This window comes from Flavobacterium pokkalii (assembly GCF_014596575.1).
Lineage (GTDB): Bacteria > Bacteroidota > Bacteroidia > Flavobacteriales > Flavobacteriaceae > Flavobacterium > Flavobacterium pokkalii.
Genome location: NZ_NASZ01000007.1, coordinates 23,996 through 47,224 on the forward strand (window position 1 = coordinate 23,996; position 23,229 = coordinate 47,224).

A 23,229-nucleotide genomic window follows, 5' to 3' on the forward strand; every position below is an offset into this window, starting at 1 on the left:
AGAATTAAAATCTTGATGTCTCTATTTTTCATAATAATTTGTTTTAGTCTTTTTAAAAGAAACGACTATGCCAGCTATCTATTGCAGGCACTTCCCAAACTTCGTTAAATTCCTGAATCGTATTAATCAAATTATTAAAAACAACGGTGTTTTGAGTAACCGCTTTATCTTTCACCATTTTTTTGAAATCCAGCAATGGTTTGTGAGCAATATGTTCTCCTAATTTGAAAGTCACATTCATCTTATCCAATAAATCTACATCGTATTTTTGCTCTAATTTTTGAATAAAAGCAACTGAAGCATCAATAGAACAACCTGTTGCTGCCTGAATTTCCTGATTCACCGCAATGATTATAAAACGGTTGTATTTTATTTGATAAGAAGCTTCTAAACTGGTGCCATGTGCAGCCCAACCGTTTAAAAACAACTCCAAATCATTTGTTATTTCAGAAATTTCGGCATCCGAAAATTTTCTGTTCGATTGATAAATCCAAATTCTGGATTCTTCCGGTAAATTTTCAAATGGAACGTACATTTTATTTTAGATTTTTATAATTAATAATTTTAAAAAGAAGACACTAAACCAAATCCAAATTGTTTTCCGTCATAATAAGGTAAAAATGCCGACTTCCTGTTTTGATGCTTTTTAGATGACAATAATTTATTTACAGAAGGATACAACCAATAAGCTGCTTTAGTACTCAAAATTCCAATTCCCGCTCCGGCCACCACATCAGTAAGCCAATGACGGTTGTTATACATTCTGAACGCTCCTGTCCCGGCAGCAACTACATATCCCGAAATACCATACCAAGGTGAAACATCTTTGTATTCCTGATACAACAATTCGGCTCCCATAAAAGCAGTCGCCGTATGTCCGGATGGAAAAGAATTAAAACTGGAACCATCAGGTCTTTCTACATGAGTAATTTTCTTCAAACTTTCAACTGTCAATCCCATAATTAAATATGAAGTCGTCAGAATAATCGTTTTGTCCCTCAGATTATTTTTCCCTTTTATTCCTAAAGCGCCTAATGCATAGACCGAAACCGCCGGAGCATATTGAGAAAAATCATCAATGGTAAGCTTATGGTCTATATTTTCATTAACCTCTTCTTTTACTTCGGCATTAATTCCTTTCAAAAAATCGCTCTCTAATCCTACAATACCATACGTAATAAATACAGCAGGAATAATTAATTGCTTTTTATTGAATTTTAATTGTGAACTATTTTTAATTGCTAAAGAATCAACTTCTTTTTCAACAGATTGCTGAGCTTGCATAGCAAACCCTAAAATCATTAATAGAAAAAAAACAGCTCTCTTAGTTTTCATTTCAAAGCAATTTCAGCTTAAATCAAACCTTACAAATCCTGCGCATTAGCAATCAGTTCGGCAATATCCATTACCTTCACCTCTGCCTCTTTTTCTTTGTGTTTAATCCCGTCAGTCATCATCGTATTACAAAACGGACATCCGGTTGCTATAATATCCGGAGAGGTTTCCAAAGCATCATCCGTTCTTTCGATATTGATTTCTTTATTTCCTTTTTCGGCATCTTTAAACATCTGCGCTCCTCCGGCACCACAACACAAACCATTGGATTTTGAACGTTTCATTTCGACCAGTTCGGCATCTAATTTTTCAATTAAATTACGTGGCGCTTCATATACTTTATTGGCTCTTCCCAAATAACAAGGATCGTGGAATGTAATTTTTTTTCCTTTAAATTGCCCGCCTTCAATGGTCAATCTTCCGCCATTCAACAAAGATTTCAAATACGCTGTATGATGAAGTACTTCAAATTCGCCTCCTAATTCCGGATATTCATTTTTTAAAGTATTGAAACAATGCGGACAGGCTGTTACGATTTTTTTGGTTTCATAGCCTTTCAGCACTTCGATATTCATCATGGCCTGCATTTGAAACAAAAATTCGTTTCCTGCTCTTTTGGCCGGATCTCCGGTACAACTTTCTTCCGTTCCAAGAACAGCAAAAGAAACATTAGCACTATTTAAAATACGTACAAAAGCCTTAGTAATCTTTTTGGCTCTATCGTCAAAACTTCCTGCACAACCTACCCAAAACAACACTTCCGGTTGTTTTCCCTGAGCCAGCATTTCGGCCATTGTAGGTACTATCAAATTTTCTGACATTTTATTTTTGTTTAATCGTTGATAAGTTTAATTGATTAATCGGTTAAACAGTTACCGATTAAACGATTAAACTAAATTTCGTTTTTCCAATTCAACCTGTCCTGTTGATTGTATGGCCAAGGTGCTCCGTTATTTTCAACATTGGTCATCATAGAATTAAGCGCCATTGGAGCTGCACTTTGTTCCATAACCAAATAACGACGCATATCCATAATAATAGACAAAGGACTAATATTTACCGGACATTCTTCCACACAGGCATTGCAGGAAGTACAGGCCCAAAGTTCTTCGGGAGAAATATAATCGTTTAATAACGACTTATTATCCGGTACAAAAATGCCTTTGTTAGCATCAATATTTCTTCCCACTTCTTCCATTCGGTCGCGGGTATCCATCATAATTTTTCGAGGCGATAATTTCTTTCCGGTAATGTTAGCCGGACAAACAGAGGTACAGCGACCACATTCGGTACAAGTGTAGGCATTTAATAATTGAACCCAGTTTAAATCCTGAATATCACTGGCACCAAATTTAGCCGGTGCTTCTCCTTCGGCAGCAGCCGGTGCGGCAAACGGATCGGCATTAGGATCCATCATCAATTTTACTTCTTTGGTAACTGCTTCTAAATTATCAAATTCTCCTAACGGATTTAAATTAGCAAAATACGTATTTGGGAAAGCCAAAAGAATATGAAGGTGTTTAGAAAAATATAGATAATTCATAAACAACAAAATCCCAACAATATGCAACCACCAGAATACATCATAAAGCATGGCAACCGCATTGCTGTTTACTCCATCAAATAAAGGCGCTAAAAACTGACTTACAGGAAAAGAACCCGCTTTGATAAAATGAGAATAACCTCCGGGAATATTTTGCAAATGCAAATCGGAAGCATTCATAAACAGGAACAAAAACATTAAAATGGTTTCGAAATACAGGATGTAATTGGCATCATTTTTCGGAAAACCTTTCAAATCCGGGTTTGCAAAACGCTTTAGTCTGATGATATTTCTTCTGATCCAAAAAACCGTTACCGAAACAATAACTAAAATTGCTAAAATTTCGAAAGAAGCGATTAGAAAATTATAAACAACACCCAAAGAAGCAAATATTCGGTGTGTTCCAAACAATCCGTCAATAATAATTTCTAATAACTCAATATTGATGATAATGAACCCTGCATAAACAATAATGTGCAAAATTCCGGCAATAGGTCTTTTTACCATTTTTGACTGCCCTAAAGCAATCATCACCATATTCTTCCATCTTTCTTTAGGATTGTCTTTGCGGTTTACATCAATACCCAAATTAATATTACGATAGATTTTTTTGATATTTGAAATAAAATATCCAAAACCAATAATTAAGACGATGGCAAATAATATATTGTCTAAATAACTCATAATTTGTTATTTTTTTGCTTTGGAAATAGTATCATTTGGTCCTACATAAGGCTTGTTTTTCTTTCCAAAAAGAGAAATATTTACATAACGGGTTGGATACAAACGAAGATCCTGAAGCAATAATTCTAATTCCTTAGAAGTATTCGACAAATTATTATAAAAAGCTTCGTCTTTAAGTAATTTACCCATACTTCCGTCACCGGCTTCCAAACCAGCCATAATTCCGTTCACTTTAGCCAAAGTAGAGTTTAAACTTTTAACCGTTTTCCCTAAATCGGCTTTACTTAGAGAATCAGAGATTTTAGAAAAATTTCCGGAAATTTTATTAAAATTGGTAACCATTCCGCTGATTTGGGTTTTATTTTCAGCCACCAAAGAATTCACTCCCGCCGATGCCTGATGGAATTGTTCCATGGTTTTGCTTAATTCAGCTAAACTTTTCTTTAAATTCTCCTGCGTGTTTTTGTCCAAGACATTATTAATTCCGGCAATCAGATTATCAGCATTTACCAATAATTTTTCAATCTTATCCTGAAGCGGAACTAATTTTTTACTCAACGACTCAGTCATTCCTAAACGAACGCTTCCATTTAGTTTATCCCCGTTTTCAATTTCTGTTTTATTTGAAAAATCAGGTTCAATAGCAATTTGTTTTCCACCGATAAATCCCGGCTCGTAAATTGTTGCCAAACTGGTTTTTGAAATTGGAAAATCAGTTTTAATTTGCATTTCAACTAATAATTTTCCGTTCGAAGGATTGATGGTAATTTGTTCAATTTTACCAATTACCAAACCATTTATGGTTACTGCCGCCGAAGGAGCTAAACCTTCCACACTTTCGTATTCAGCATATAATGTAGTATAACTATTAAAAAGATCGCGCCCTTTTAAAAAACTATAACCCCAAATAAATATCAATATTGCTGCAATTACTAAAATTGCTGTCTTAATTTCTCTAGTTAATTTCAAAATAATAGGTTTTAGTGCAAATTTAAAACAAATAATAGAACTTGACGTTATTTTATTGCATCCTGAATATCGATTTGATTCCCGTTCTTGTAAGCAACCACAAAAGCGGAATTAAATCCTTTTTCTTTAGCTTCACTCAAAAGCTTTCTGGAATCTTCATAATCAGCCGTTTGTCCGTAAAAATATTTGTAATTTTTCCCTATGCGTTCCATGGTAACACTACGGAGTCCTTTAAAATTTTTAGGTGCTAATTCTAATTTTCTTCCCGAAACAGCCAGTTGAACCTTAAAAATCACATCTGAATTCGACTGAGAAACTGTTTTTTTAGCCACAACAGAATCTGATTTACTCTTTTCCGGAGTAGCGGTATCAGGCATTCTTTCGTTCATTCTTTGAGAAGGTTTCACGCCAACTTCCGATTCACCGCCGCCAAAATATTCGTTTTTATAACTAATAATGGCATTAGCAATCGCCCGGGCTATATCGTTTTGTCCTTCTTCCGAATCTAAAACATTTCCTTCTGTATAATTAGAAACAAATCCCGTCTCGATTAAAACCCTTGGCATATACGCTTTATGCAACACCATAAAAGGGGCCTGTTTTACTCCACCGGCTCTGATTTTTTTGCCTAAAGCAGCAAAACCATTTTGTATTTTACTTGCCAAAGAAATACTATTATCTAAATATTCTTCCTGCATTAAGGTAAAACCAATCATCGTTTCCGGCGAATTCGGGTCAAAACCTTCGTATTTTCTTTTATAATCTTTTTCTAAAGTGATTACTGAGTTCTCTTTTTTAGCCGCTTCCAGATTGGAAGCAATTTTACTCATACCCATCACATAGGTTTCCGTTCCATCGGCAGAGGTATTTCTATTGGCGTTACAGTGAATCGAAACAAATATATTTGCATTGGCTCTGTTAGCAATATTAGCTCTTTCAACCAAATCAATAAAAACATCGGTTTTTCGGGTATAAATCACGTCTATTTTAGGATAAGACTCTAATATTTTACCTACTTTAAGAACAATAGCCAGGTTTATTTTTTTCTCTACGTGACCATTATAAGATGCCCCAAAATCATGGTCACCATGACCTGCATCCAGAGTTACTTTAAAATTACCCGACTGGCTATAATTAGTAAAAGAAAGAAAGAGAAGTAAAAAAGTTAGTACAACTTTTGTTTTAGTAATTACAAACATAAATCTAAAGTTAATTTTAATTAAACACTACGGCTAGAATTTGATTATTTGACTATTTTTGACGAAAAATAATCTGTAAGTTTGACACTTCAAAAAACAAGCCATAATTTTACAAAAATAGTATTTATCCCTTTGCATACAAACTTATTTCATATCGTTTTATTATCATTTTTCCTAACATTTGGGGCGTCTGACGTCTATTCACAGGATATTTCTAAGAAAACGAAAGCCATCTCTGCGAAACAAACAAAAAAATCAGCAGAAACCAAAACTACCGTTAAAGACACTATTCACAAAGAAACCGACAGCATTAAAAAGGATAGTATCAAGCCCAAAAAAGCTTTTTTAGAAGGAAAAGTAAAATACAAAGCCGATAAATATGCTAAAATTGATCAGAAGCGAAAATTAATCACGCTCTATGACAATGCTGAACTCTATTATCAGGATATCGAATTGAAATCCGGAATAATCATAATGGATTATGAAAAAAATGAAGTTTATGCCGGAAGAATCAAAGATTCTTTAGGAAAATATACCCAATACCCCAACTTTAAACAAGGTACCAATGTGGTAGAACCCGATTCTATCCGCTTTAATTTCAAAACTAAAAAAGCTTTAATTTGGAATTCTAAAACCGATCAGGGAGAATTCAATGTAAAAGCAGCCATTACGAAAAAAGAAAACGATTCCGTTTACTTTTTAAAAGGCGCACGCTTCACCACTTCTACAAATAAAGAAAATCCCGAATATTATTTCAGAACTTCTAAAGTAAAATTCATTCCCGGAAAAAAAGTCATTACCGGACTAACTAACTTGGTTATTGCCGATGTACCAACCCCAATTGCTTTGCCTTTTGCTTATTTTCCAATGAGTAAAGAAACCAGCGTTTCGGGAATTATTTTACCGAGTTATAACAATTCCAATACCCGCGGATTCTCTTTGCAAAACGGAGGGTATTATTTTGCCCTGAGCGATCATTATGATTTAACTGTTTTGGGAGATTATTACACCAATGGAAGTTACGGTATGCGATTTGAGTCTTCTTATGCTAAAAGATACAAATTCAGAGGAAACATTAACGTTCGTTTTGAAAACCTGATTAACAGCGAAAGAGGTTATCCGGATTATTCCAAACAAAATATTTACAACATCCAATGGTCGCACTCCCGGGATTCTAAAGCAAACCCGAATTCCTCTTTCTCGGCATCGGTGAACTTAGGAAGTAGTAAATATTTCCAACAATCCATTAACCAATCCAACACCGGTTCGACCTTAAACAACACACTGAGCTCTTCGATTTCTTATTCAAAGACATTTAATATTGTTCCTCAGGCAAGATTATCTTTAACCGCGACGCATTCGCAAAATACCCAAACGGAATCCATCAATATGACACTGCCAACTTTGCAATTTAGCTTGGACAGAATGTATCCTTTTGTTGGAAAAGACGGAGTTAAGAAAGGTTTTTTCAAAAATATTAACTTACAATACAACCTTAACGGTCGAAACTATATCAATACTACAGACTCCTTATTCTTTAAACCGGAAATGTTTAAAGATGCTAAAATTGGTTTCCAACACAGTATTCCTTTGAGTACAAACTTTAAATTATTCAAATATTTTAGTGCCACCACCACCGCTAACTACGAAGAAGTTTGGTACACTAAAACGATTCGAAAAGAATACAACACAGAACAAAGTGCCGTTGTTACTAATACAGTTAACGGATTTGACGCTTTCAGAACTTATAATTTTTCAGCCAGTTTAGGAACCACTATTTACGGAACTTTTAAATTTGGTGACGATAAAAAAATTCAAGCAATCCGACATGTGATTCGTCCGTCTTTCTCTTATTCCTACACGCCTAGTTTTGAAAAATATTACGATACCTATTCTTCTGATGCCAGCGGAAGAATGGATCAACGATACACCCGTTTTGAAGGCGGAATTTTCGGAGCGCCGGGATTAAGTAATTCAAACATATTAGGAATCAGTATCAGTAATACTTTTGAAGCAAAAGTAAGAGACAAAGACTCTACCAAAACAGAACCTAAAAAAGTAATGCTGCTGAACAACCTGAATCTTTCTACCAGTTATAATTTGGATGCCGACGGTGTAACCGCCCTGGCCTGGTCTCCGGTTCGTGTAAGCACTGGAGCACAGTTTTTTGAAAACAAATTAAACGCCAACTTAGCAGCTACTTTAGATCCTTATGCGATTGATAATTCCGGTCAAAGAATTAACAAATACAACATTGAAAACGGCGGTAGTTTATTTAGAATGACCAGTGCCAATATTACCTTAAATTATGCTCTTTCAAGCAGGGATAAAAAGGATAAAAAAGACAACAAAGATACTCAAACTACCCGAAACGGTGGACGTGAAGACGACCTTTTTGGAACCGCTACCGATTTGAACGACAACCGAAAAAGCATGTTTGACGGCAGCGAAGAAGAAGGCGAAGATACTATTTCGGAGTTTTTTAATTCTAAAATTCCGTGGGATATGACTTTTGCTTATTCCTTTACCTATAGCAACAATAATCGGGAAAACAGAATTTCAGGAAACTCCTTAATGATTTCCGCCAATACTGATTTAACACCAAAATGGAAAGTTGGAGCTTCTACAGGATACGATTTTGTTCAAAAAGGAGTAACTTACACACAATTACGCTTTGAACGTGATTTAGCTAGTTGGAGATTAAGTTTCAACTGGACACCTTTTGGTACTAATGCCAACTGGAATTTCTTTATCGGAATCAAATCCGGTATCCTGAGTGATATTAAATGGGAAAAACGAAACTATTCGAATCGTTAATTCTTTAGTTTAAATACAACAAATCATTTTAAATCAATAATGTCATGAAAAAAATAATTTTCACCGAAAAAGCACCTGCTCCAATCGGTCCGTATAATCAGGCTGTTTTAACCGGAAACATGCTTTATACTTCAGGACAAATTGCCATTAACCCAGCCGACGGAAATCTGGTAACTTCCAGCATTGAAGCCGAAACAAAACAGGTTATGGAAAACATAAAAGCCATTCTGGATGCTGCCGGAATGACTTTTGAAAATGTGATTAAATCAACTATATTTATTATGAATATGAATGATTTTGCTACAATTAATACCGTTTATGGTTCCTATTTTAACGAAGTAACAGCTCCAGCACGTGAAACGGTTCAGGTGGCTTGTTTGCCAAAAAATGTTAATATCGAAATTTCGGTAATCGCTACAATCTAGTTGCAATTGCATCCAATAACAATTGTGCAGTAGCTTCATTAGTAGCTAAAGGCACATTATGCACGTCACATACACGAACCAGCATATTTACATCCGGTTCGTGTGGGTGACTTGCCAAAGGATCTTTAAAAAAGAAAACCATATTGGTTTTTCCTTCCGCTACTCTGGCTGCAATTTGCGCATCACCTCCCACAGGTCCCGAAAGCATTTTCATCACTTTAAAACCTGCTTTTTCAGCTCTTCCTCCCGTTGTCCCGGTTGCAATCAACTGAATGTTGTCTTTTGACAACACCTCTTTATTTTTGTTTAAAAATTGAACCATGTCAACTTTTTTTCCATCATGTGAAATTATAGCGATTTCCATATTTTTTTTATTGATTCGTTACATGATATGAAATTAATCCGTCAATAGGTCTTCTCAACACATTACCTAATTCTAAATTGTATTTATCAAATGCCTGTTGCAATTCTTCTCTTAAATAATAAGCGATAGAACCTACAAAATGCACCGGTACTTCATGACAATTTTCGTATTGCATTACATAATTTTTGATAAAAGACTTCATTCCTTTACGAATGATTTTTTGACAAAATTCCGTGTCTTTATGCTGAATTAAAAATTTAGCAAAAGTCGCTAAATATGCATTCGGATTTTCCTCTTTATATAATTTGTTTTTAATAAAATCAGGATCAACATTGAACTCTTTTTCAAATTCAACTGCTAATTCTTTTGGCATTTTATTGAAATAATATTTTCTGATTAATTCTTTTCCGTAAACATTACCACTGGAATCATCCATCACAATGTAGCCTAACGATTGTACTTTTTGATGCAAAATAGTTCCGTCAAAATAACTACAGTTAGACCCCGTCCCCAAGATACACACAATGGCTTTTTGATCCTTAGGAGTCGTTGCATAAACAGCGGCATAAGTATCTTCTTCCACTACAATTTCAGCATTTGGAAAATACTCCTGAAAAACGCCCTTCAACGTAATTTTCATTCGATCCGTTCCGCAACCTGCTCCATAGAAATACAAATGAGTCACTAACTTTTTACTTTGCTGAATATCAAAACGATCGTCTAATCGGGCAATAATTTGGTCTCCTTCTAAGATTTCCGGATTTAATCCTAAAGTTTGGGTGGTAAATAATATTTTTCCCTGGTCGTCTATGGCAATCCAATCGGCTTTGGTAGAACCGCTGTCAACTATTAATTTCATTTGTTTGTTTTTGGTGTGTTAGTTTTTGTTTTTAGCCTTCAGATTGTAATTTAAATAAATTCCGCTACAATCTCTTGTTTTTAGAAAATAAAAATCCCGTTAATTTTAAATAACGGGATTTTATATTGATTAGAATTATTATTTCAATCCAGAAATGTGAACTGATAAATCTAATAATTTACTTGAATATCCGTACTCATTATCGTACCAAGAAACTAATTTAAAGAAAGTAGAGTTCAATCCGATTCCTGCAGTAGCATCAACGATAGAAGTTCTTTTGTCAGAGATGAAATCCTGAGAAACAACTGCATCTTCAGTATATCCTAAGATACCTTTCATGTTAGTTTCAGAAGCTTCTTTTAAAACTTTCATGATTTCTTCGTAAGAAGTTTCTTTAGCTAATTTTACAGTTAAATCTACTGTAGAAACGTCAGCAGTAGGAACACGGAAAGCCATACCTGTTAATTTTCCATTCAAAGAAGGAATAACTTTTCCAACAGCTTTAGCAGCACCTGTAGAAGAAGGAATGATGTTGATTGCAGCAGCACGTCCACCTCTCCAGTCTTTTCTAGAAGGACCGTCAGATGTCATTTGAGTTGAAGTTGTAGCGTGAACTGTAGTCATTAAACCTTCAACAATTCCGAAATTATCATTGATAACTTTAGCTAAAGGAGCTAAACAGTTAGTAGTACAAGAAGCATTAGAAACAATTAAATCAGTAGCTTTTGCAGTTTCGTGGTTTACTCCCATTACAAACATTGGAGCATCAGCAGAAGGAGCAGAAATGATTACTTTTTTAGCACCACCTTTTAAGTGCTCATTTGCAGTTTCAAGAGTTGTAAAAATACCTGTACATTCAGCAACTACATCTACGTCAACTTCGTTCCATTTCAAATCAGCCGGGTTTCTTTCAGCAGTGATACGAATGTTTCTTCCATTTACATATAATTTACCATCTTTTACTTCAACTGTTCCGTTAAATTGACCGTGAACAGAATCGTATTTTAATAAGTAAGCTAAGTGATCTACATCTAACAAGTCGTTGATAGCAACTACTTCTACATTGTCTCTGTTAAAAGACTCTCTGAAAACAATTCTACCGATTCTTCCGAAACCGTTTATTCCTAATTTTACTTTTGACATTTCTTTTTTATTTATTTATTGTTTATTATGTGATTTGTTTTTTGCGTGTGCAAATTTAAGAATTAATTCTGCTACAATTTTTTTTTAAGTTGTGATAATATCAGAAACGCGCAACAATTCACGATCAATTTCCGACTTCCCTTTAATTGCTAATGATAGCGGCGTAAGATTTACAGTATCGTTTTTCAATCCTACCATAAAGTTTGAAACTCCTTCCAGTAAAGATTCTACAGCTTTAACACCCAAGCGGCTTGCTAAAACACGGTCAAAACAAGAAGGCGAACCACCTCTTTGCATGTGTCCTAACACAGAAACACGCACATCATATTCCGGTAAATTAGCATCCACGTAATCTTTTAATTCGAATACGTTTTTACCAATTTTATCTCCTTCAGCAATAACTACAATACTGGATGATTTTCCGGAAGCTTTACTTTTTTGAAGCGATTCTAATAAACGGTCTAATCCTAAATCTTCTTCAGGGATTAAAATTTCTTCGGCTCCACCGGCAATACCTGCATTCAAAGCAATATGTCCGGCATCTCTTCCCATTACCTCTACAAAGAATAAACGGTTATGAGAACTCGCTGTATCTCTAATTTTATCGATTGCTTCTACAACAGTATTTAAAGCCGTATCATAACCTAAAGTATGACTGGTACCATAAATATCATTATCAATAGTTCCCGGAATTCCCATAACAGGAAAGTTATATTCGGAATTAAAAATTAAAGCTCCGGTAAAAGTTCCGTCTCCACCAATAACTACTAAAGCTTCGATTCCTGCTTTAATCAAATTTTCATGGGCTTTTTTCCTTCCTTCCGGAGTTCTGAATTCTGACGAACGCGCCGATTTCAAAATTGTTCCTCCTTTATTAATAATGTTATTTACACTACGAGGTCCCATTTCTTCGAAGTCGCCTTCAATCATTCCCTGATAACCTCTGTAAATCCCAACACATTCAATATTATGGTACGCACAAGTTCGAACCACTGAACGTATTGCGGCATTCATTCCAGGTGAATCTCCACCTGAAGTTAAAACACCTATTTTTTTAATTGTTTTTAGCATAGTTTTAGTTTTGAAAGGTAAAAATAAGAAACATAAATTACTTTAAAAGCTTCTGTTTTATTATTTTAACTATTTATTACAAATTCAAACGTTTTCGTTAATAAGTTTTAAGAAAAACAAAAAAAGCCTTATTTTTTTTAAAAGAAAACGATTTTTACAGATTTTATATAAGAATAACCTATTATTTACAACTTTTTAACACCAATTACGAAATTAGATTTTTACAAAAAAAATAAAATCACTTTTATTAATCTTCATCCGTTCGAACGGCCTCCGAATTATTCTTAGACTCTTCTTTTTTAGGCTCTTTACTATTGTTAAAATTTATATATTCCGGAGTTACATTAGAATCTTCAAAATATTCGTTAGTAGTTTTTACTTTTTGAATTTTATATTTTTTGAAAATTTTACTCACTAATTCTCTGAATGTATCAAAATCAACTTCATAAGTTAACCCCAGCCCCTGAGTATAACCTATACCCTGCCCAATGTAATTAATATCGTTTTCCCGGTTAAACAATCGCAGATTCATCGTTCCATCCTGATTTACCCTGTATTGTACTTCCACATCTCCCACAACGGCTGACTCATTAATTCCTCCAAAAGGAACCCCAACCTTTCCGTTAATCGAAATTCGTTCGTTAATTTTAGAAGAAATCGTTGCCACTACTCGCCCATCCGTTTCCTTTCCAATTCTTCGATCCGGAGAAACATAATTCAAACCTACTTTAAATTTATCATTATCGGTTTTCAAAATATCTCCCAGCAAACTGGAAGCAGTTTCAAACAAACTTCCGGAGAAATCCGACTGATTTACTCCTTCCGGACTCAGGAATCCTCCCGAAGAAAGCAAGTACAAAGCCTGTGTTTGACGCACATCTTTATCGTATAATTTATACTGTATTTCCGATTTCAAGACATTACTTACCGTTGGGAACTCGATATTAAATTCCGGATCCGGACTCGCCAAATCTCCCTGAATACCTATCACCACATCAACCGGAACTTTTCGGTTAAACGATGAATTATCTAATAAAACAGCAGGATTTGCAATCGTTTTATAAACCGCCTGAAGGTTTAACTGCGCCCGCATTGGGTTTCCTTCCCAAATAATCGAACCTCCTTTTCTGACCGCAAACTTCTTATCGATTAAACCACCGTATTTAAAATTATACGTTCCTTCGTAAGCCTGGAAATCACCCCACATTTGAAATTTCCCTAAAGTATTTATTTTAAACAGCAAGGAACCATACCCTTTTCCGCGCATTCCATGACCGGAATTACGATCTAAAATTACTTCAATATCAGCATCAGGAGTAATATCCAAATCAAACTCCAGTTCAAGTCCGTTGTATTTTCGGCTATTTTCAACGATACCCATTTTGTTATTGTACTTCTCCTTAGCGGTCACAAAATGAATAAAGGAATTTTCACCTACACTTTCGGCATAATTAATTGGAATCTTAACATCTGAACCTTTTTCTGATTTGGCCGCAATTTTAATAAACAAAGCATCCGTAGGCCCTTTTATTGAAGCATTACCGTTAATAAATGCGGTTCCGTAATAAGCCGCATCTTCAGAATCCTTAGTATCCAAAACCACTAATTTTTTAGAACTAATATCAAAATCCAGTTTCCAATCGGAAAAATTACGATGTTCGATACTTCCGTTCAACAAACCTTTTGTATTGAATTTTGAATCGGTAATGGTATTATTTCGAAATAAAAAGGTTTCATCAACCAAATCCACAATCGAGCGATCGTTCAGCTGATAATCGACATTCAAATACGGAATAGTCATCCCGGCTTTATCTACAAACAAACGTCCGCTAATTTTTGGCTTATTAACATCACCTGTAACCACCGAATTTCCGGTAACAAACCCTCTGATATTAGACAAAACCTCACCACCCAGAGAACTAAAAACCCCAAGATTAAATTTATCCAGCTTAACTTTCAGGTCTAAAATGGTTTTCTTATTTACAATTTCAAAACTTCCGTTTGCATTGAACGATTCAATATTATCATTAGTTAAATAGGAATCAATAGTAAACTTTTCCAGATTTTGATCGCCTTCAATATTGAATTTCAAAACACCCAAATCGGTTTTATTAATATTCAGTCGATCGACCACTAAAGAAGCAGTTGGTTTGTACATTTGATTGTTTTGCTTAAAATGTACCTCGCCGTTAACATTTCCGTTAAAGACAAATTTGCTGCTCAAAGGCGTGACCTTGTATAAATCGATGTCTTTAAAATTTAATTCTAAATCCTTATGCAATCGATCGTCAATGGTTCCGTTTAAAGAAACCGACTGTCCTTCGTGAGATAAAATAATATTGTCAAAAACAAAATTCTTAAATGACTTATCAAAAACAATTTTGTTATCCGAATGGTCTTTTTGATTCAGATACCAAAGATTTTCTTTGAATTTCATCTCCGATTTACTAATTCCCACCACATTATTATTTTCCTTATCAATAGTGTGATACAAGTTCAGATTGAAATAATCTTCGCCTTTTTCACCTCCTTTAAATTCCGAACGGAACAACAAAGTATCTTTAGTCGTGATGTTAATCAAACTAAAATCACGCATTTTGTAATAAGGCGTTTTAATGCTGTCTAATTCGACATAAGCATTGTACAAAGGGTTTTTATTATCAACCGCTACACGAATATTATCAAAAGTATTTTTAGCATAAGTAATTTTAGGAGAATTAAAATTCATTTTAAAATCCTGACTGTCGGCTTTAATAAAGCCTCTCAAAACCGTATTAGTTGCCAGCCCAACTTCGGGATACAAAATCTCTACAATTTTATTATAAACCGTGAAATTAAATCGCAAAAATTGCCCTTTATCTACTTTTTCCGGCTTGAAATTCGTGTATAAACTTCCCAACGAATTTCGGGTGAGTTTCCCTAATTGTTTAAACTGAAAACGCCCCACCATCTGACCTTCTACAATATCCGGCGAATTAATGGTAAGTGTTCGGATTCCTTTTTCATCAAAATTAGAACTCACATTAAAATCATCAAAAACATAAGTATCCTTTACATTTTGATAAGAAGTTTGTTTGATAAAAACATTTCCCTGCAAATTTTCGATGGTATTTCCGGTAAGTTGCACCACTACATCTCCTTTAAAATTGGAAATACTATCATTTACAAATTTGAGTCTGTGCAAATCAGCCTTAGTAACATTAATATGAAAATCGTATTTGTTTTCTTTTGCACTTAAATCGACCAAACCATCGAAATCCATCGCCAAATTTGGATCAGCAACGGTGATTTGTCCTTTATAGTATGGCAGTTTAAAATTCCCGTTAACCGTTATATCATTATATGTATAACCTTTATAATCCAAGGTATTAATCGCTCCTTTTACCTGCGTATTCAAATATTTCTCCGTAAAACCTTTCCCGTCAGCATTGACATCCATTGTTACTTTTCCTAAATCTTCCCGATTTAAAAAAGTTCCCACATCAAAATTTTCAAAAACAACATTTCCGTTATAAGCCGCTTTATCAATGAAGTCAATATCTGTCATCGAAAAAACCGATTGCACCCTTCCTATTTCGGTTTTCATATTCAAAGCTGCATCAACGGTTGAAGCCGTCAACTGAATATTTCCTTCCATCCAGCAATTCCCAAGCGTTTTGATTTCCAAAGGCAATTTTTCACCCAAAACCTTTGGCATCAAATGAACCAAATGATCATAACTGGTTGCAACTTGACTAAAATCGCCATCCATGTAAAAACGCTGCTGCTCTTTTCCGAAAATATTTTTAAAATGAATATCTCCATCCATTTTAGAACCATTGGAATCAACCATTCGCAAACGACTTACATACAAATCGTTTAAAGTCCCTCTCAAATCTGTTCTTTTAAGATAAAAAAACTGATTTTTGGCTAAACCGTCGTAAAAACATCTCACATCATTTGTTCCAACGGTAGCCGAATGGATCTTCAAATCCCATTTTACCTTATCATTAAAATGAGCAAAATCTTCAATTTTATAATTAAGTGCTAATTCGCCTTTAATTTTCGAATATGGTGTTTTTAAATCAAAATTTAGAAGCTGAATTTTTTTCTTGGTATAACTAAAAACCGTGCTTAAATCTTCGACAAACAAACCACGATGATCTAAAAAAGATAGTTTATCGATTTTGATATCCACATCAGGCCCGTAAAGCTTAAAATCGGTTAATTCGGCATTGACTTTTGTAAAATCAACATCTTTAGGGTTAGCCCTGTTATAATCATACAATCTAAAATGCGCATTTCTGATAGAGGCTTTATCAGAAATAAAAAGGGTATGCTTCCCGGATGGCGGTGCTCCCGAATCAAAAGATTCGATAAAAACATCCATATTGGTTTTCTTTTCGTTTTTATAGGTTTTCATATCAAACAAAACCCCGTCCAAACGAATCGTTTTAAAAATCAAATCGCCCTCCATCACCGCATTTAAATCCAAAAGATTGGTATTTAAAATTCTGGAATAAATCAAAGTGTCTTTATGATGATCCAAAATCAATACATTTTGAATTTTAACCCCGCCAAAAACCGAAATTTTAACCTTATCAATAGCTATATGAGTACCAAAATCATTATTAATGCGATCCATCAAATATTTCCCCACTTTGGTTTGAACCGTCGGTAAGGTCAATGCGATACCCAGCAACAACAATAGAATGATGAGCCCAAGAATTATATTTGAAGTTATTTTAATCGCTTTTTTGATATACTTTGCTGTTATGTTGATGAAAAATGATTTTGCCCAAGGAAAGAGCGAAACCTTTAATAAAAATTCTTTAATTTTGGCTGCGCCGTAAAATTATAAAAAATAAAATCGGTTTCTAAAAAGATAACCCAAAAATTGTACCTTTTTATGCTCAATCCTGAGGTTTACATTCTTGCTATTGAAAGTTCCTGCGACGACACTGCCGCTGCTGTTTTATGTAACGACAAAGTGCTCTCAAATGTTGTAGCCAATCAATTGGTTCATACCCAATACGGAGGGGTAGTTCCTGAACTGGCTTCGCGAGCGCATCAGCAAAACATTGTTCCGGTAATTGACGCCGCTTTAAAGAAAGCCAACATTTCTAAAGAACAATTATCAGCTATCGCTTTTACACAAGGTCCGGGATTAATGGGTTCTTTATTGGTTGGAAGTTCGTTTGCCAAATCAATGGCTTTAGCGCTGAATATTCCGCTGATTGCCGTAAACCACATGCAGGCACATATTTTGGCTCATTTTATCGATGAAGAAGGTTATGACAAACCCGAATTCCCTTTTATAGCTCTGACTATTAGCGGCGGGCACACTCAAATTGTGCGTGTGGACAATTATTTTGACATGACCATCATTGGTGAAACCACCGATGACGCTGTAGGCGAAGCTTTTGATAAAACCGCAAAAATCCTTGGCTTACCTTATCCGGGTGGTCCTTTGGTAGATAAAAATGCACAATTAGGAAATCCGAAAGCTTTTAAGTTTACCAAACCAAAAGTACCAGGATTAGACTTTAGTTTCTCCGGCTTAAAAACTGCTATTTTATATTTTATCCAAAAAAATAAAGCCGAGAATCCTAATTTCATTGACGAAAACATCAACGATATTTGTGCTTCCATTCAATATACTATTATTGAAATTTTGATGGACAAATTAAAAATGGCCGTCAAAGAAACCGGCATTAAACAAATCGCGATTGGCGGTGGTGTTTCTGCCAATTCCGGAATTAGAAATACGCTGAAAGAAGCCGAAGCAAAATACGGTTGGAAAACATTTGTACCTAAATTTGAATACACGACTGACAATGCTGCAATGATAGGAATTGTAGGTTATCAAAAGTTTTTATCTCAAAATTTCGAAAATGCTTCGGTAGTTTCTAAAGCGCGAATTCAATTCTAAACTATGCAATTATTTTACAATCCAAATATTGACGAGCTAACGGAATCTTTCATTTTTGACAAAGAAGAAAGCAAACACATCATTAAAGTATTACGCAAAAAAGACGGCGATATTTTATACGTAACCAATGGCGCAGGATATTTATTTGAATGCGAAATCACCTTAGCCTCCGATAATAAATGTACGGTAAAAATCAACTCTTTAGAGAAAAAAGAAGCTTCTAAATTCCATTTGCATCTGGCGGTTGCTCCTACCAAAATGAACGACCGTTTTGAATGGTTTTTAGAAAAAGCAACCGAAATTGGTATTCAGGAAATCACACCCATTATTTGCGATCGTTCGGAAAGAAAAGTGATTAACAAAGAACGTTTTGACAAAATCGTTTTATCAGCTTTGAAACAATGCAACGAATTGTATTTACCTAAATTAAACGAAGCAGTCACTTTCAAAGAATTCATCAGCAAGCAACAAAACAAAGGTTTACAATTAATTGCACATTGCGAGGAAACCGATAAGAAAACACTGAAATCAGTTTTAAAATCCAACGAAGATATTACTTTGTTAATCGGCCCTGAAGGCGATTTTTCGACCAAAGAAATTGCTTTGGCTTTAGAAAATAATTACATTCCGGTTTCTTTAGGAAATACCAGATTACGTACCGAAACAGCAGCTGTAGTAGCCTGTCATAGTGTGGTGTTTTTTAACGAGTTATGAGTTATGGATTATGGGTTGTGAGTTCTGATTTGGCTCAAACCTTAAACTTTAAACAAAGCCAAAAACAACAAATCAAAAATGAAAAAACTACACACAATCCTTCTACTTGTAAGCTGCTGCTTTGCCTTTTCCCAGGAGATTGCCTTGGTAAAATACAGCGGTGGCGGCGATTGGTATGCCAATCCTACTTCTCTGCCTAATCTGATTCGTTTTTGCAACAGCAATATCAATACTACCATTAGTCCAAAACCGGCTACGGTAGAACCAAGCAGTCCTGATTTATTTTCCTATCCTTTCCTTCACATGACCGGACATGGAAATGTTATTTTTAGTCCTTCAGATGTTGAAAATTTGCAAAAATATTTAAGTGGCGGTGGTTTTTTACACATTGATGACAACTATGGCATGGATGAATACATCCGAAAAGAAATCAAAAAAATATTCCCTGACAAAGCTTTAGTCGAAATTCCGGCAACACATGCTATTTTTCAAAAACCTTTTGTTTTTGCTAATGGTCTGCCTAAAATTCACGAACACGACGGTAAACGTCCTCAGGCTTTTGGAATCTTCATCGACAACCGATTGGTTTTACTTTATACTTTCGAATGTGATTTAGGCGACGGCTGGGAAGATGCCGAAGTTCACAACGACCCGGTTGCTGTACGTGAAAAAGCCCTGAAAATGGGCGCTAATATTATCAATTACATCTTTAACAACTAATTATTTTCCCGTGCAACTCACTCACGAAGAAACCCAATTTGAATCCTCACAATTTCCGATCACACTAATCTGTGACCACATTTATTTTCAACAAAATATCGGTTCACTTTTTCGAATCGGGGAAGCTTTCGGAATTGAAAAAATCATCTTTTTAGGAAAAGATATTCCGTTGAATCCCAGAAAAATAAATAAAACCAGCCGAAATACTCATTTACATCTTCCGCATCTTATTTTTGAAGAAGAAAACACTTTAATCGAACATTTGAAAGAACAGAATTACGAAATCATTGCTCTTGAAATCGCTTCAAACAGTAAAGCACTTAAAGATGTTCTTTTGCCAACCAACAAAAAAATCGCTCTGATTATCGGAAGCGAAATCAACGGCGTTAGTGAGGAACTTTTGGCGCTTTCCAACCAAATTGTACACATCAATATGTTTGGCAAAAACAGCAGCATGAATGTCGTTCAGGCCGCAAGTATTGCACTTTATGAATTTACTTCTAAATTGATTTGATATTTTTTATCTTTATCAGCTAAACAAAGAGCAATGATTACATCAAGAACTATTTCCAGAGGTATTTTAAGAGCTTTAGCAACGGCTATCTTAGTCGGTTTACTATTGTTTTTTATCTATAAAATCAGCACTGTACTTACTTATTTAGTAATCTCCATAATTCTAACCATGATAGGGCAACCTATCTCCCATTTTTTTAAAAAACGTTTAAAATTCAACCATATCCTCGCTACTACCACTACGGTATTTATTTTTATATTACTTATTCTGGGGTTTATTTTAATGTTTATTCCTTTAATTTCTTCGCAGGGACAAAACTTATCACTGCTCAATACTGCCGAAATTGAAAAAAACATCATCGAACTTCAAAATCAAATTACTTTTTTTTTAGATGCTCATAATATTGATTCGGCAAAAGTTTTAAAAGAAGCCAATTTGACTTCGAACATCAACTTTACTGTAATTCCTAATTTTTTAAACGGTCTTCTTGGAACGATCAGTAGTTTAGGTGTTGGTTTTGGTTCGGTATTATTCATTACTTTTTTCTTTTTAAAAGACAGAGTACTCTTTCTCAGAGGAGCTAAAAAACTCATTCCCGACAGCCACGAAGAGCAATTTTTAAACTCTTTCGAAAAAATAAACGATTTACTTTCCCGCTATTTCATTGGATTATTATTTCAATTATTCATCGTTTTTCTATTATACCTGATTGTTTTAGTCATTTTTGGAATACCTAATGCCTTAATTATTGCTTTTTTATGCGCTGTTTTAAACATCATCCCTTATGTTGGCCCGCTAATCGCATCAATATTAGCCGCCATTTTAACGATGTTAAGCCACTTAGGAAACGACTTTCAATCCGAAATTTTACCGGTAACCATCTATGTTTTAATCGGGTTCTGGATTGTACAACTAATCGATAATAATGTTTCTCAACCGCTTATTTTTTCCAAAAGTGTCAGTTCTCATCCTTTGGAAATATTCCTTGTTATTTTAATTGCAGGTTTTCTTTTTGGAATTTTGGGAATGATTTTCGCCGTTCCTTTATATACCATCATAAAAGTAATTGGTAAAGAATTCTTTCCGGAATACAAAATCATCAAATTGCTAACCAAAGACATTTAAGTTGAATATCAATATTTTACAGTCCGAAATTCAGGAGTTTATAAACAAAAATAGTAATACTTCGATTTCCAAATTGGCTTTGCAAAAAAATCCTTTTCCGGAAGTGGACTGGAAATTGATTTTGAACCAAATTGAAGCCAAAGCAAAGGCTAAAGACAAATTACCAAGCTGGTTTAATACCCCAAATATTCTTTTTCCGGGCAAAATTTCGGTCGAACAAACCTCTTCCGAAGCCACCGCTTTATACAAAAGTAATTTGGTTTCCGGCGAAAATCTGATTGATTTAACCGGCGGTTTTGGTGTGGATGATTATTATTTTTCCAAAAAAGTAAAATCTGTAGTTCATTGCGAAATCAACCGGGAACTTTCGAAAATTGTACAACATAATTTTGAACAGTTTCAAGTTAGAAATATCGAATGCCGTTCGGGCGACAGCCTGGAAATCCTGAAAAAAAGCACCCAAAAATGGGATTGGATTTACATCGATCCTTCCCGAAGAAGCGATGTAAAAGGCAAGGTTTTTATGCTCAAAGACTGCCTGCCCAACGTACCCGAAAATTTGGATTTTTATTTTGAAAAATCAGCGGCTATTTTAATCAAAACAGCACCTTTACTGGATCTTTCAGCCGGATTATCCGAGTTGAAAAATGTAAAAACCATTCATATTATTGCACTGGAAAACGAAGTTAAAGAACTTTTATGGGAACTGCACCGCGATTATTCGGGCGCTATTTCCGTAAAAACAGCCAATATAACCAAAGGTTCCGTTGACACTTTTGACTTTGAAATGCAGCAAAATCAAAGCCTCCCCAACTACGGATTACCTCAAAAATACCTCTATGAAGCCAACAGCGCCATTATGAAATCGGGGGCTTTTGACGAAGTTGCCATTCATTTCAAATTAGAGAAACTGCACAAACATTCACACCTTTATACTTCGGAAGAATTAATAGATTTTCCGGGACGAATTTTTGAAATTAAAGCCGTTTTTCCATACAACAAAACCGAAATCAAAATCCATCTGAGCGGCAAACCATGCAATATTACCACCCGAAATTTTCCTGAAACCGTGGAAAACATTCGTAAAAAATGGAAAATTAAAGATGGTGGTAATCACTATTCTTTTTTCACCACCGATGTGAATACTAATAAAATAATAGTATTTTGCACCAAAATAAAATAAACAGAAATAACCAGAATGAAACAACTATTACTTACCGCCTTATTTTTTATTTCCTTAAACGCCCTGGGACAAAAATTCCCCTGCGAATACTCCAGTAATGTAAAAGACTCCATAGGAACCTACAAACAAACCAAAGAATACCTGATGTCAGAGAAAAACTTTGCAGGAACTTCCAGTTATATTTTTTGCACACTGGCAACTACTGACGGACTGCCAACCCTGAACGTCCAATTGATTCAAAAAAACAAAGGATTCATCAAAGCCAATTGTTTTGATAAAAATTCCAAACTCTATTTACAGTTAAACAACGGAAAAGTCATTACGTTGCTACACATCAACATGGAATATTGCGGCAGTATGCTGCGCGACGAAAAAGGCTTTGACAACCGCGTGATTGTAGGGACTTTTATGTTTATGAAAGGGACTATGGAAGATTTAAAATCCTCTCCGGTTTCCCTGATGCGCATCAAATACCTGACCGACACCGAAGACTATATCATCAAAAAAGAATTGGTTTCTGAACTCAACGGTAAAACCTACCAGCCCGAAACCTATTTTATGGATAACTTACACTGTATAGAAAACTAAAACTTCAATCCGATTGTCACAAGCAGTCGGATTTTTTTTTTTTAGGACGTGCCCCCGTCTCCGTT

At 34.9% G+C, this 23,229-nt stretch carries 20 protein-coding genes; 9 read left to right on the forward strand and 11 right to left on the reverse strand.

Annotated elements, in window-relative coordinates:
* Positions 1-52: 52 nt before the first annotated feature.
* The 6 genes from B6A10_RS06575 to B6A10_RS06600 all read right to left on the reverse strand — a co-directional run bounded on the left by B6A10_RS06575 (position 53) and on the right by B6A10_RS06600 (position 5,730).
* A complete protein-coding gene (locus tag B6A10_RS06575) occupies positions 53-535 on the reverse strand; it encodes a hypothetical protein (RefSeq protein ID WP_055092429.1) in 483 nt (160 codons plus the stop codon).
* 29 nt (positions 536-564) lie between these two features.
* The gene (locus B6A10_RS06580) at positions 565-1,335 is read right to left on the reverse strand and encodes a phosphatase PAP2 family protein (RefSeq protein WP_188220228.1); all 771 of its coding nucleotides are present in this window, start codon (positions 1,333-1,335) and stop codon (positions 565-567) included.
* A gap of 29 nt (positions 1,336-1,364) precedes the next feature.
* Positions 1,365-2,156 carry a (Fe-S)-binding protein gene (locus B6A10_RS06585; protein ID WP_188220229.1) on the reverse strand — a complete coding sequence of 264 codons (792 nt, stop codon included), beginning with the start codon at positions 2,154-2,156 and terminating at the stop codon, positions 1,365-1,367.
* Positions 2,157-2,227: 71 nt separating this feature from the next.
* Entirely contained in the window at positions 2,228-3,562 is a 1,335-nt protein-coding gene (locus B6A10_RS06590) for a (Fe-S)-binding protein (RefSeq protein WP_188220230.1), read from the reverse strand.
* A 6-nt stretch (positions 3,563-3,568) separates the two neighbouring features.
* A complete protein-coding gene (locus B6A10_RS06595; RefSeq protein WP_055092437.1) occupies positions 3,569-4,531 on the reverse strand; it encodes an MlaD family protein in 963 nt (320 codons plus the stop codon).
* A gap of 47 nt (positions 4,532-4,578) precedes the next feature.
* The gene (locus B6A10_RS06600) at positions 4,579-5,730 is read right to left on the reverse strand and encodes an N-acetylmuramoyl-L-alanine amidase family protein (protein WP_188220231.1); all 1,152 of its coding nucleotides are present in this window, start codon (positions 5,728-5,730) and stop codon (positions 4,579-4,581) included.
* An 81-nt stretch (positions 5,731-5,811) separates the two neighbouring features.
* Here B6A10_RS06600 and B6A10_RS06605 point away from each other — a divergent pair, with 81 nt between their 5' ends.
* Entirely contained in the window at positions 5,812-8,547 is a 2,736-nt protein-coding gene (locus tag B6A10_RS06605; RefSeq protein WP_188220232.1) for a putative LPS assembly protein LptD, read from the forward strand.
* A 44-nt stretch (positions 8,548-8,591) separates the two neighbouring features.
* Positions 8,592-8,972, forward strand: a complete 381-nt coding sequence (locus B6A10_RS06610) for a RidA family protein (protein WP_055092442.1) — start codon at positions 8,592-8,594, stop codon at positions 8,970-8,972.
* Here B6A10_RS06610 and B6A10_RS06615 read toward each other — a convergent pair.
* From B6A10_RS06615 to B6A10_RS06635, 5 genes are all read right to left on the reverse strand, one after another.
* Positions 8,962-9,336, reverse strand: a complete 375-nt coding sequence (locus B6A10_RS06615; RefSeq protein WP_055092444.1) for a methylglyoxal synthase — start codon at positions 9,334-9,336, stop codon at positions 8,962-8,964. The genes B6A10_RS06610 and B6A10_RS06615 overlap by 11 nt on opposite strands.
* A gap of 7 nt (positions 9,337-9,343) precedes the next feature.
* Positions 9,344-10,195 (reverse strand): N-acetylglucosamine kinase, encoded by an 852-nt coding sequence (locus B6A10_RS06620; protein ID WP_188220233.1) that lies wholly within the window; start codon positions 10,193-10,195, stop codon positions 9,344-9,346.
* Between the two features lie 138 nt (positions 10,196-10,333).
* Positions 10,334-11,338: a type I glyceraldehyde-3-phosphate dehydrogenase gene (gene gap, locus B6A10_RS06625; protein WP_188220234.1), complete on the reverse strand. Its 1,005-nt coding sequence runs from the start codon at positions 11,336-11,338 to the stop codon at positions 10,334-10,336.
* Positions 11,339-11,422: 84 nt separating this feature from the next.
* Positions 11,423-12,409, reverse strand: coding sequence for a 6-phosphofructokinase (gene pfkA, locus B6A10_RS06630; protein WP_055092448.1), 987 nt, complete (start codon positions 12,407-12,409; stop codon positions 11,423-11,425).
* A 247-nt stretch (positions 12,410-12,656) separates the two neighbouring features.
* Positions 12,657-17,033 carry a translocation/assembly module TamB domain-containing protein gene (locus B6A10_RS06635; RefSeq protein ID WP_188220297.1) on the reverse strand — a complete coding sequence of 1,459 codons (4,377 nt, stop codon included), beginning with the start codon at positions 17,031-17,033 and terminating at the stop codon, positions 12,657-12,659.
* Between the two features lie 264 nt (positions 17,034-17,297).
* On the opposite strand from B6A10_RS06635, the gene tsaD reads away from it, so the two are divergent.
* The 7 genes from tsaD to B6A10_RS06670 all read left to right on the forward strand — a co-directional run bounded on the left by tsaD (position 17,298) and on the right by B6A10_RS06670 (position 23,164).
* Positions 17,298-18,320 (forward strand): tRNA (adenosine(37)-N6)-threonylcarbamoyltransferase complex transferase subunit TsaD, encoded by a 1,023-nt coding sequence (gene tsaD, locus B6A10_RS06640; RefSeq protein ID WP_188220235.1) that lies wholly within the window; start codon positions 17,298-17,300, stop codon positions 18,318-18,320.
* A 3-nt stretch (positions 18,321-18,323) separates the two neighbouring features.
* Complete coding sequence (locus B6A10_RS06645; RefSeq protein ID WP_188220236.1) at positions 18,324-19,034, forward strand: 16S rRNA (uracil(1498)-N(3))-methyltransferase; 711 nt, start codon at positions 18,324-18,326, stop codon at positions 19,032-19,034.
* 78 nt (positions 19,035-19,112) lie between these two features.
* Entirely contained in the window at positions 19,113-19,754 is a 642-nt protein-coding gene (locus B6A10_RS06650) for a DUF4159 domain-containing protein (RefSeq protein ID WP_188220237.1), read from the forward strand.
* A gap of 10 nt (positions 19,755-19,764) precedes the next feature.
* Complete coding sequence (locus B6A10_RS06655; protein ID WP_188220238.1) at positions 19,765-20,268, forward strand: TrmH family RNA methyltransferase; 504 nt, start codon at positions 19,765-19,767, stop codon at positions 20,266-20,268.
* A 33-nt stretch (positions 20,269-20,301) separates the two neighbouring features.
* Positions 20,302-21,393 (forward strand): AI-2E family transporter, encoded by a 1,092-nt coding sequence (locus B6A10_RS06660; protein WP_188220239.1) that lies wholly within the window; start codon positions 20,302-20,304, stop codon positions 21,391-21,393.
* A gap of 1 nt (position 21,394) precedes the next feature.
* Positions 21,395-22,576, forward strand: a complete 1,182-nt coding sequence (locus B6A10_RS06665; protein WP_188220240.1) for a class I SAM-dependent methyltransferase — start codon at positions 21,395-21,397, stop codon at positions 22,574-22,576.
* Positions 22,577-22,591: 15 nt separating this feature from the next.
* On the forward strand, positions 22,592-23,164 hold the full coding sequence (locus B6A10_RS06670; protein WP_188220241.1) for a hypothetical protein: 573 nt from the start codon (positions 22,592-22,594) through the stop codon (positions 23,162-23,164).
* The last annotated feature ends 65 nt before the right edge of the window (positions 23,165-23,229 follow it).

Bases quoted from the DNA above. Each gene is read 5' to 3' on its own strand.
- B6A10_RS06575 (WP_055092429.1), bottom strand. From the start codon at position 535: ATGTACGTTCCATTTGAAAATTTACCGGAAGAATCCAGAATTTGGATT.
- B6A10_RS06580 (WP_188220228.1), bottom strand. From the start codon at position 1,335: ATGAAAACTAAGAGAGCTGTTTTTTTTCTATTAATGATTTTAGGGTTT.
- B6A10_RS06585 (WP_188220229.1), bottom strand. From the start codon at position 2,156: ATGTCAGAAAATTTGATAGTACCTACAATGGCCGAAATGCTGGCTCAG.
- B6A10_RS06590 (WP_188220230.1), bottom strand. From the start codon at position 3,562: ATGAGTTATTTAGACAATATATTATTTGCCATCGTCTTAATTATTGGT.
- B6A10_RS06600 (WP_188220231.1), bottom strand. From the start codon at position 5,730: ATGTTTGTAATTACTAAAACAAAAGTTGTACTAACTTTTTTACTTCTC.
- B6A10_RS06610 (WP_055092442.1), top strand. From the start codon at position 8,592: ATGAAAAAAATAATTTTCACCGAAAAAGCACCTGCTCCAATCGGTCCG.
- B6A10_RS06615 (WP_055092444.1), bottom strand. From the start codon at position 9,336: ATGGAAATCGCTATAATTTCACATGATGGAAAAAAAGTTGACATGGTT.
- B6A10_RS06620 (WP_188220233.1), bottom strand. From the start codon at position 10,195: ATGAAATTAATAGTTGACAGCGGTTCTACCAAAGCCGATTGGATTGCC.
- gap (WP_188220234.1), bottom strand. From the start codon at position 11,338: ATGTCAAAAGTAAAATTAGGAATAAACGGTTTCGGAAGAATCGGTAGA.
- pfkA (WP_055092448.1), bottom strand. From the start codon at position 12,409: ATGCTAAAAACAATTAAAAAAATAGGTGTTTTAACTTCAGGTGGAGAT.
- B6A10_RS06635 (WP_188220297.1), bottom strand. From the start codon at position 17,033: ATGGATCGCATTAATAATGATTTTGGTACTCATATAGCTATTGATAAG.
- tsaD (WP_188220235.1), top strand. From the start codon at position 17,298: ATGCTCAATCCTGAGGTTTACATTCTTGCTATTGAAAGTTCCTGCGAC.
- B6A10_RS06645 (WP_188220236.1), top strand. From the start codon at position 18,324: ATGCAATTATTTTACAATCCAAATATTGACGAGCTAACGGAATCTTTC.
- B6A10_RS06650 (WP_188220237.1), top strand. From the start codon at position 19,113: ATGAAAAAACTACACACAATCCTTCTACTTGTAAGCTGCTGCTTTGCC.
- B6A10_RS06660 (WP_188220239.1), top strand. From the start codon at position 20,302: ATGATTACATCAAGAACTATTTCCAGAGGTATTTTAAGAGCTTTAGCA.
- B6A10_RS06670 (WP_188220241.1), top strand. From the start codon at position 22,592: ATGAAACAACTATTACTTACCGCCTTATTTTTTATTTCCTTAAACGCC.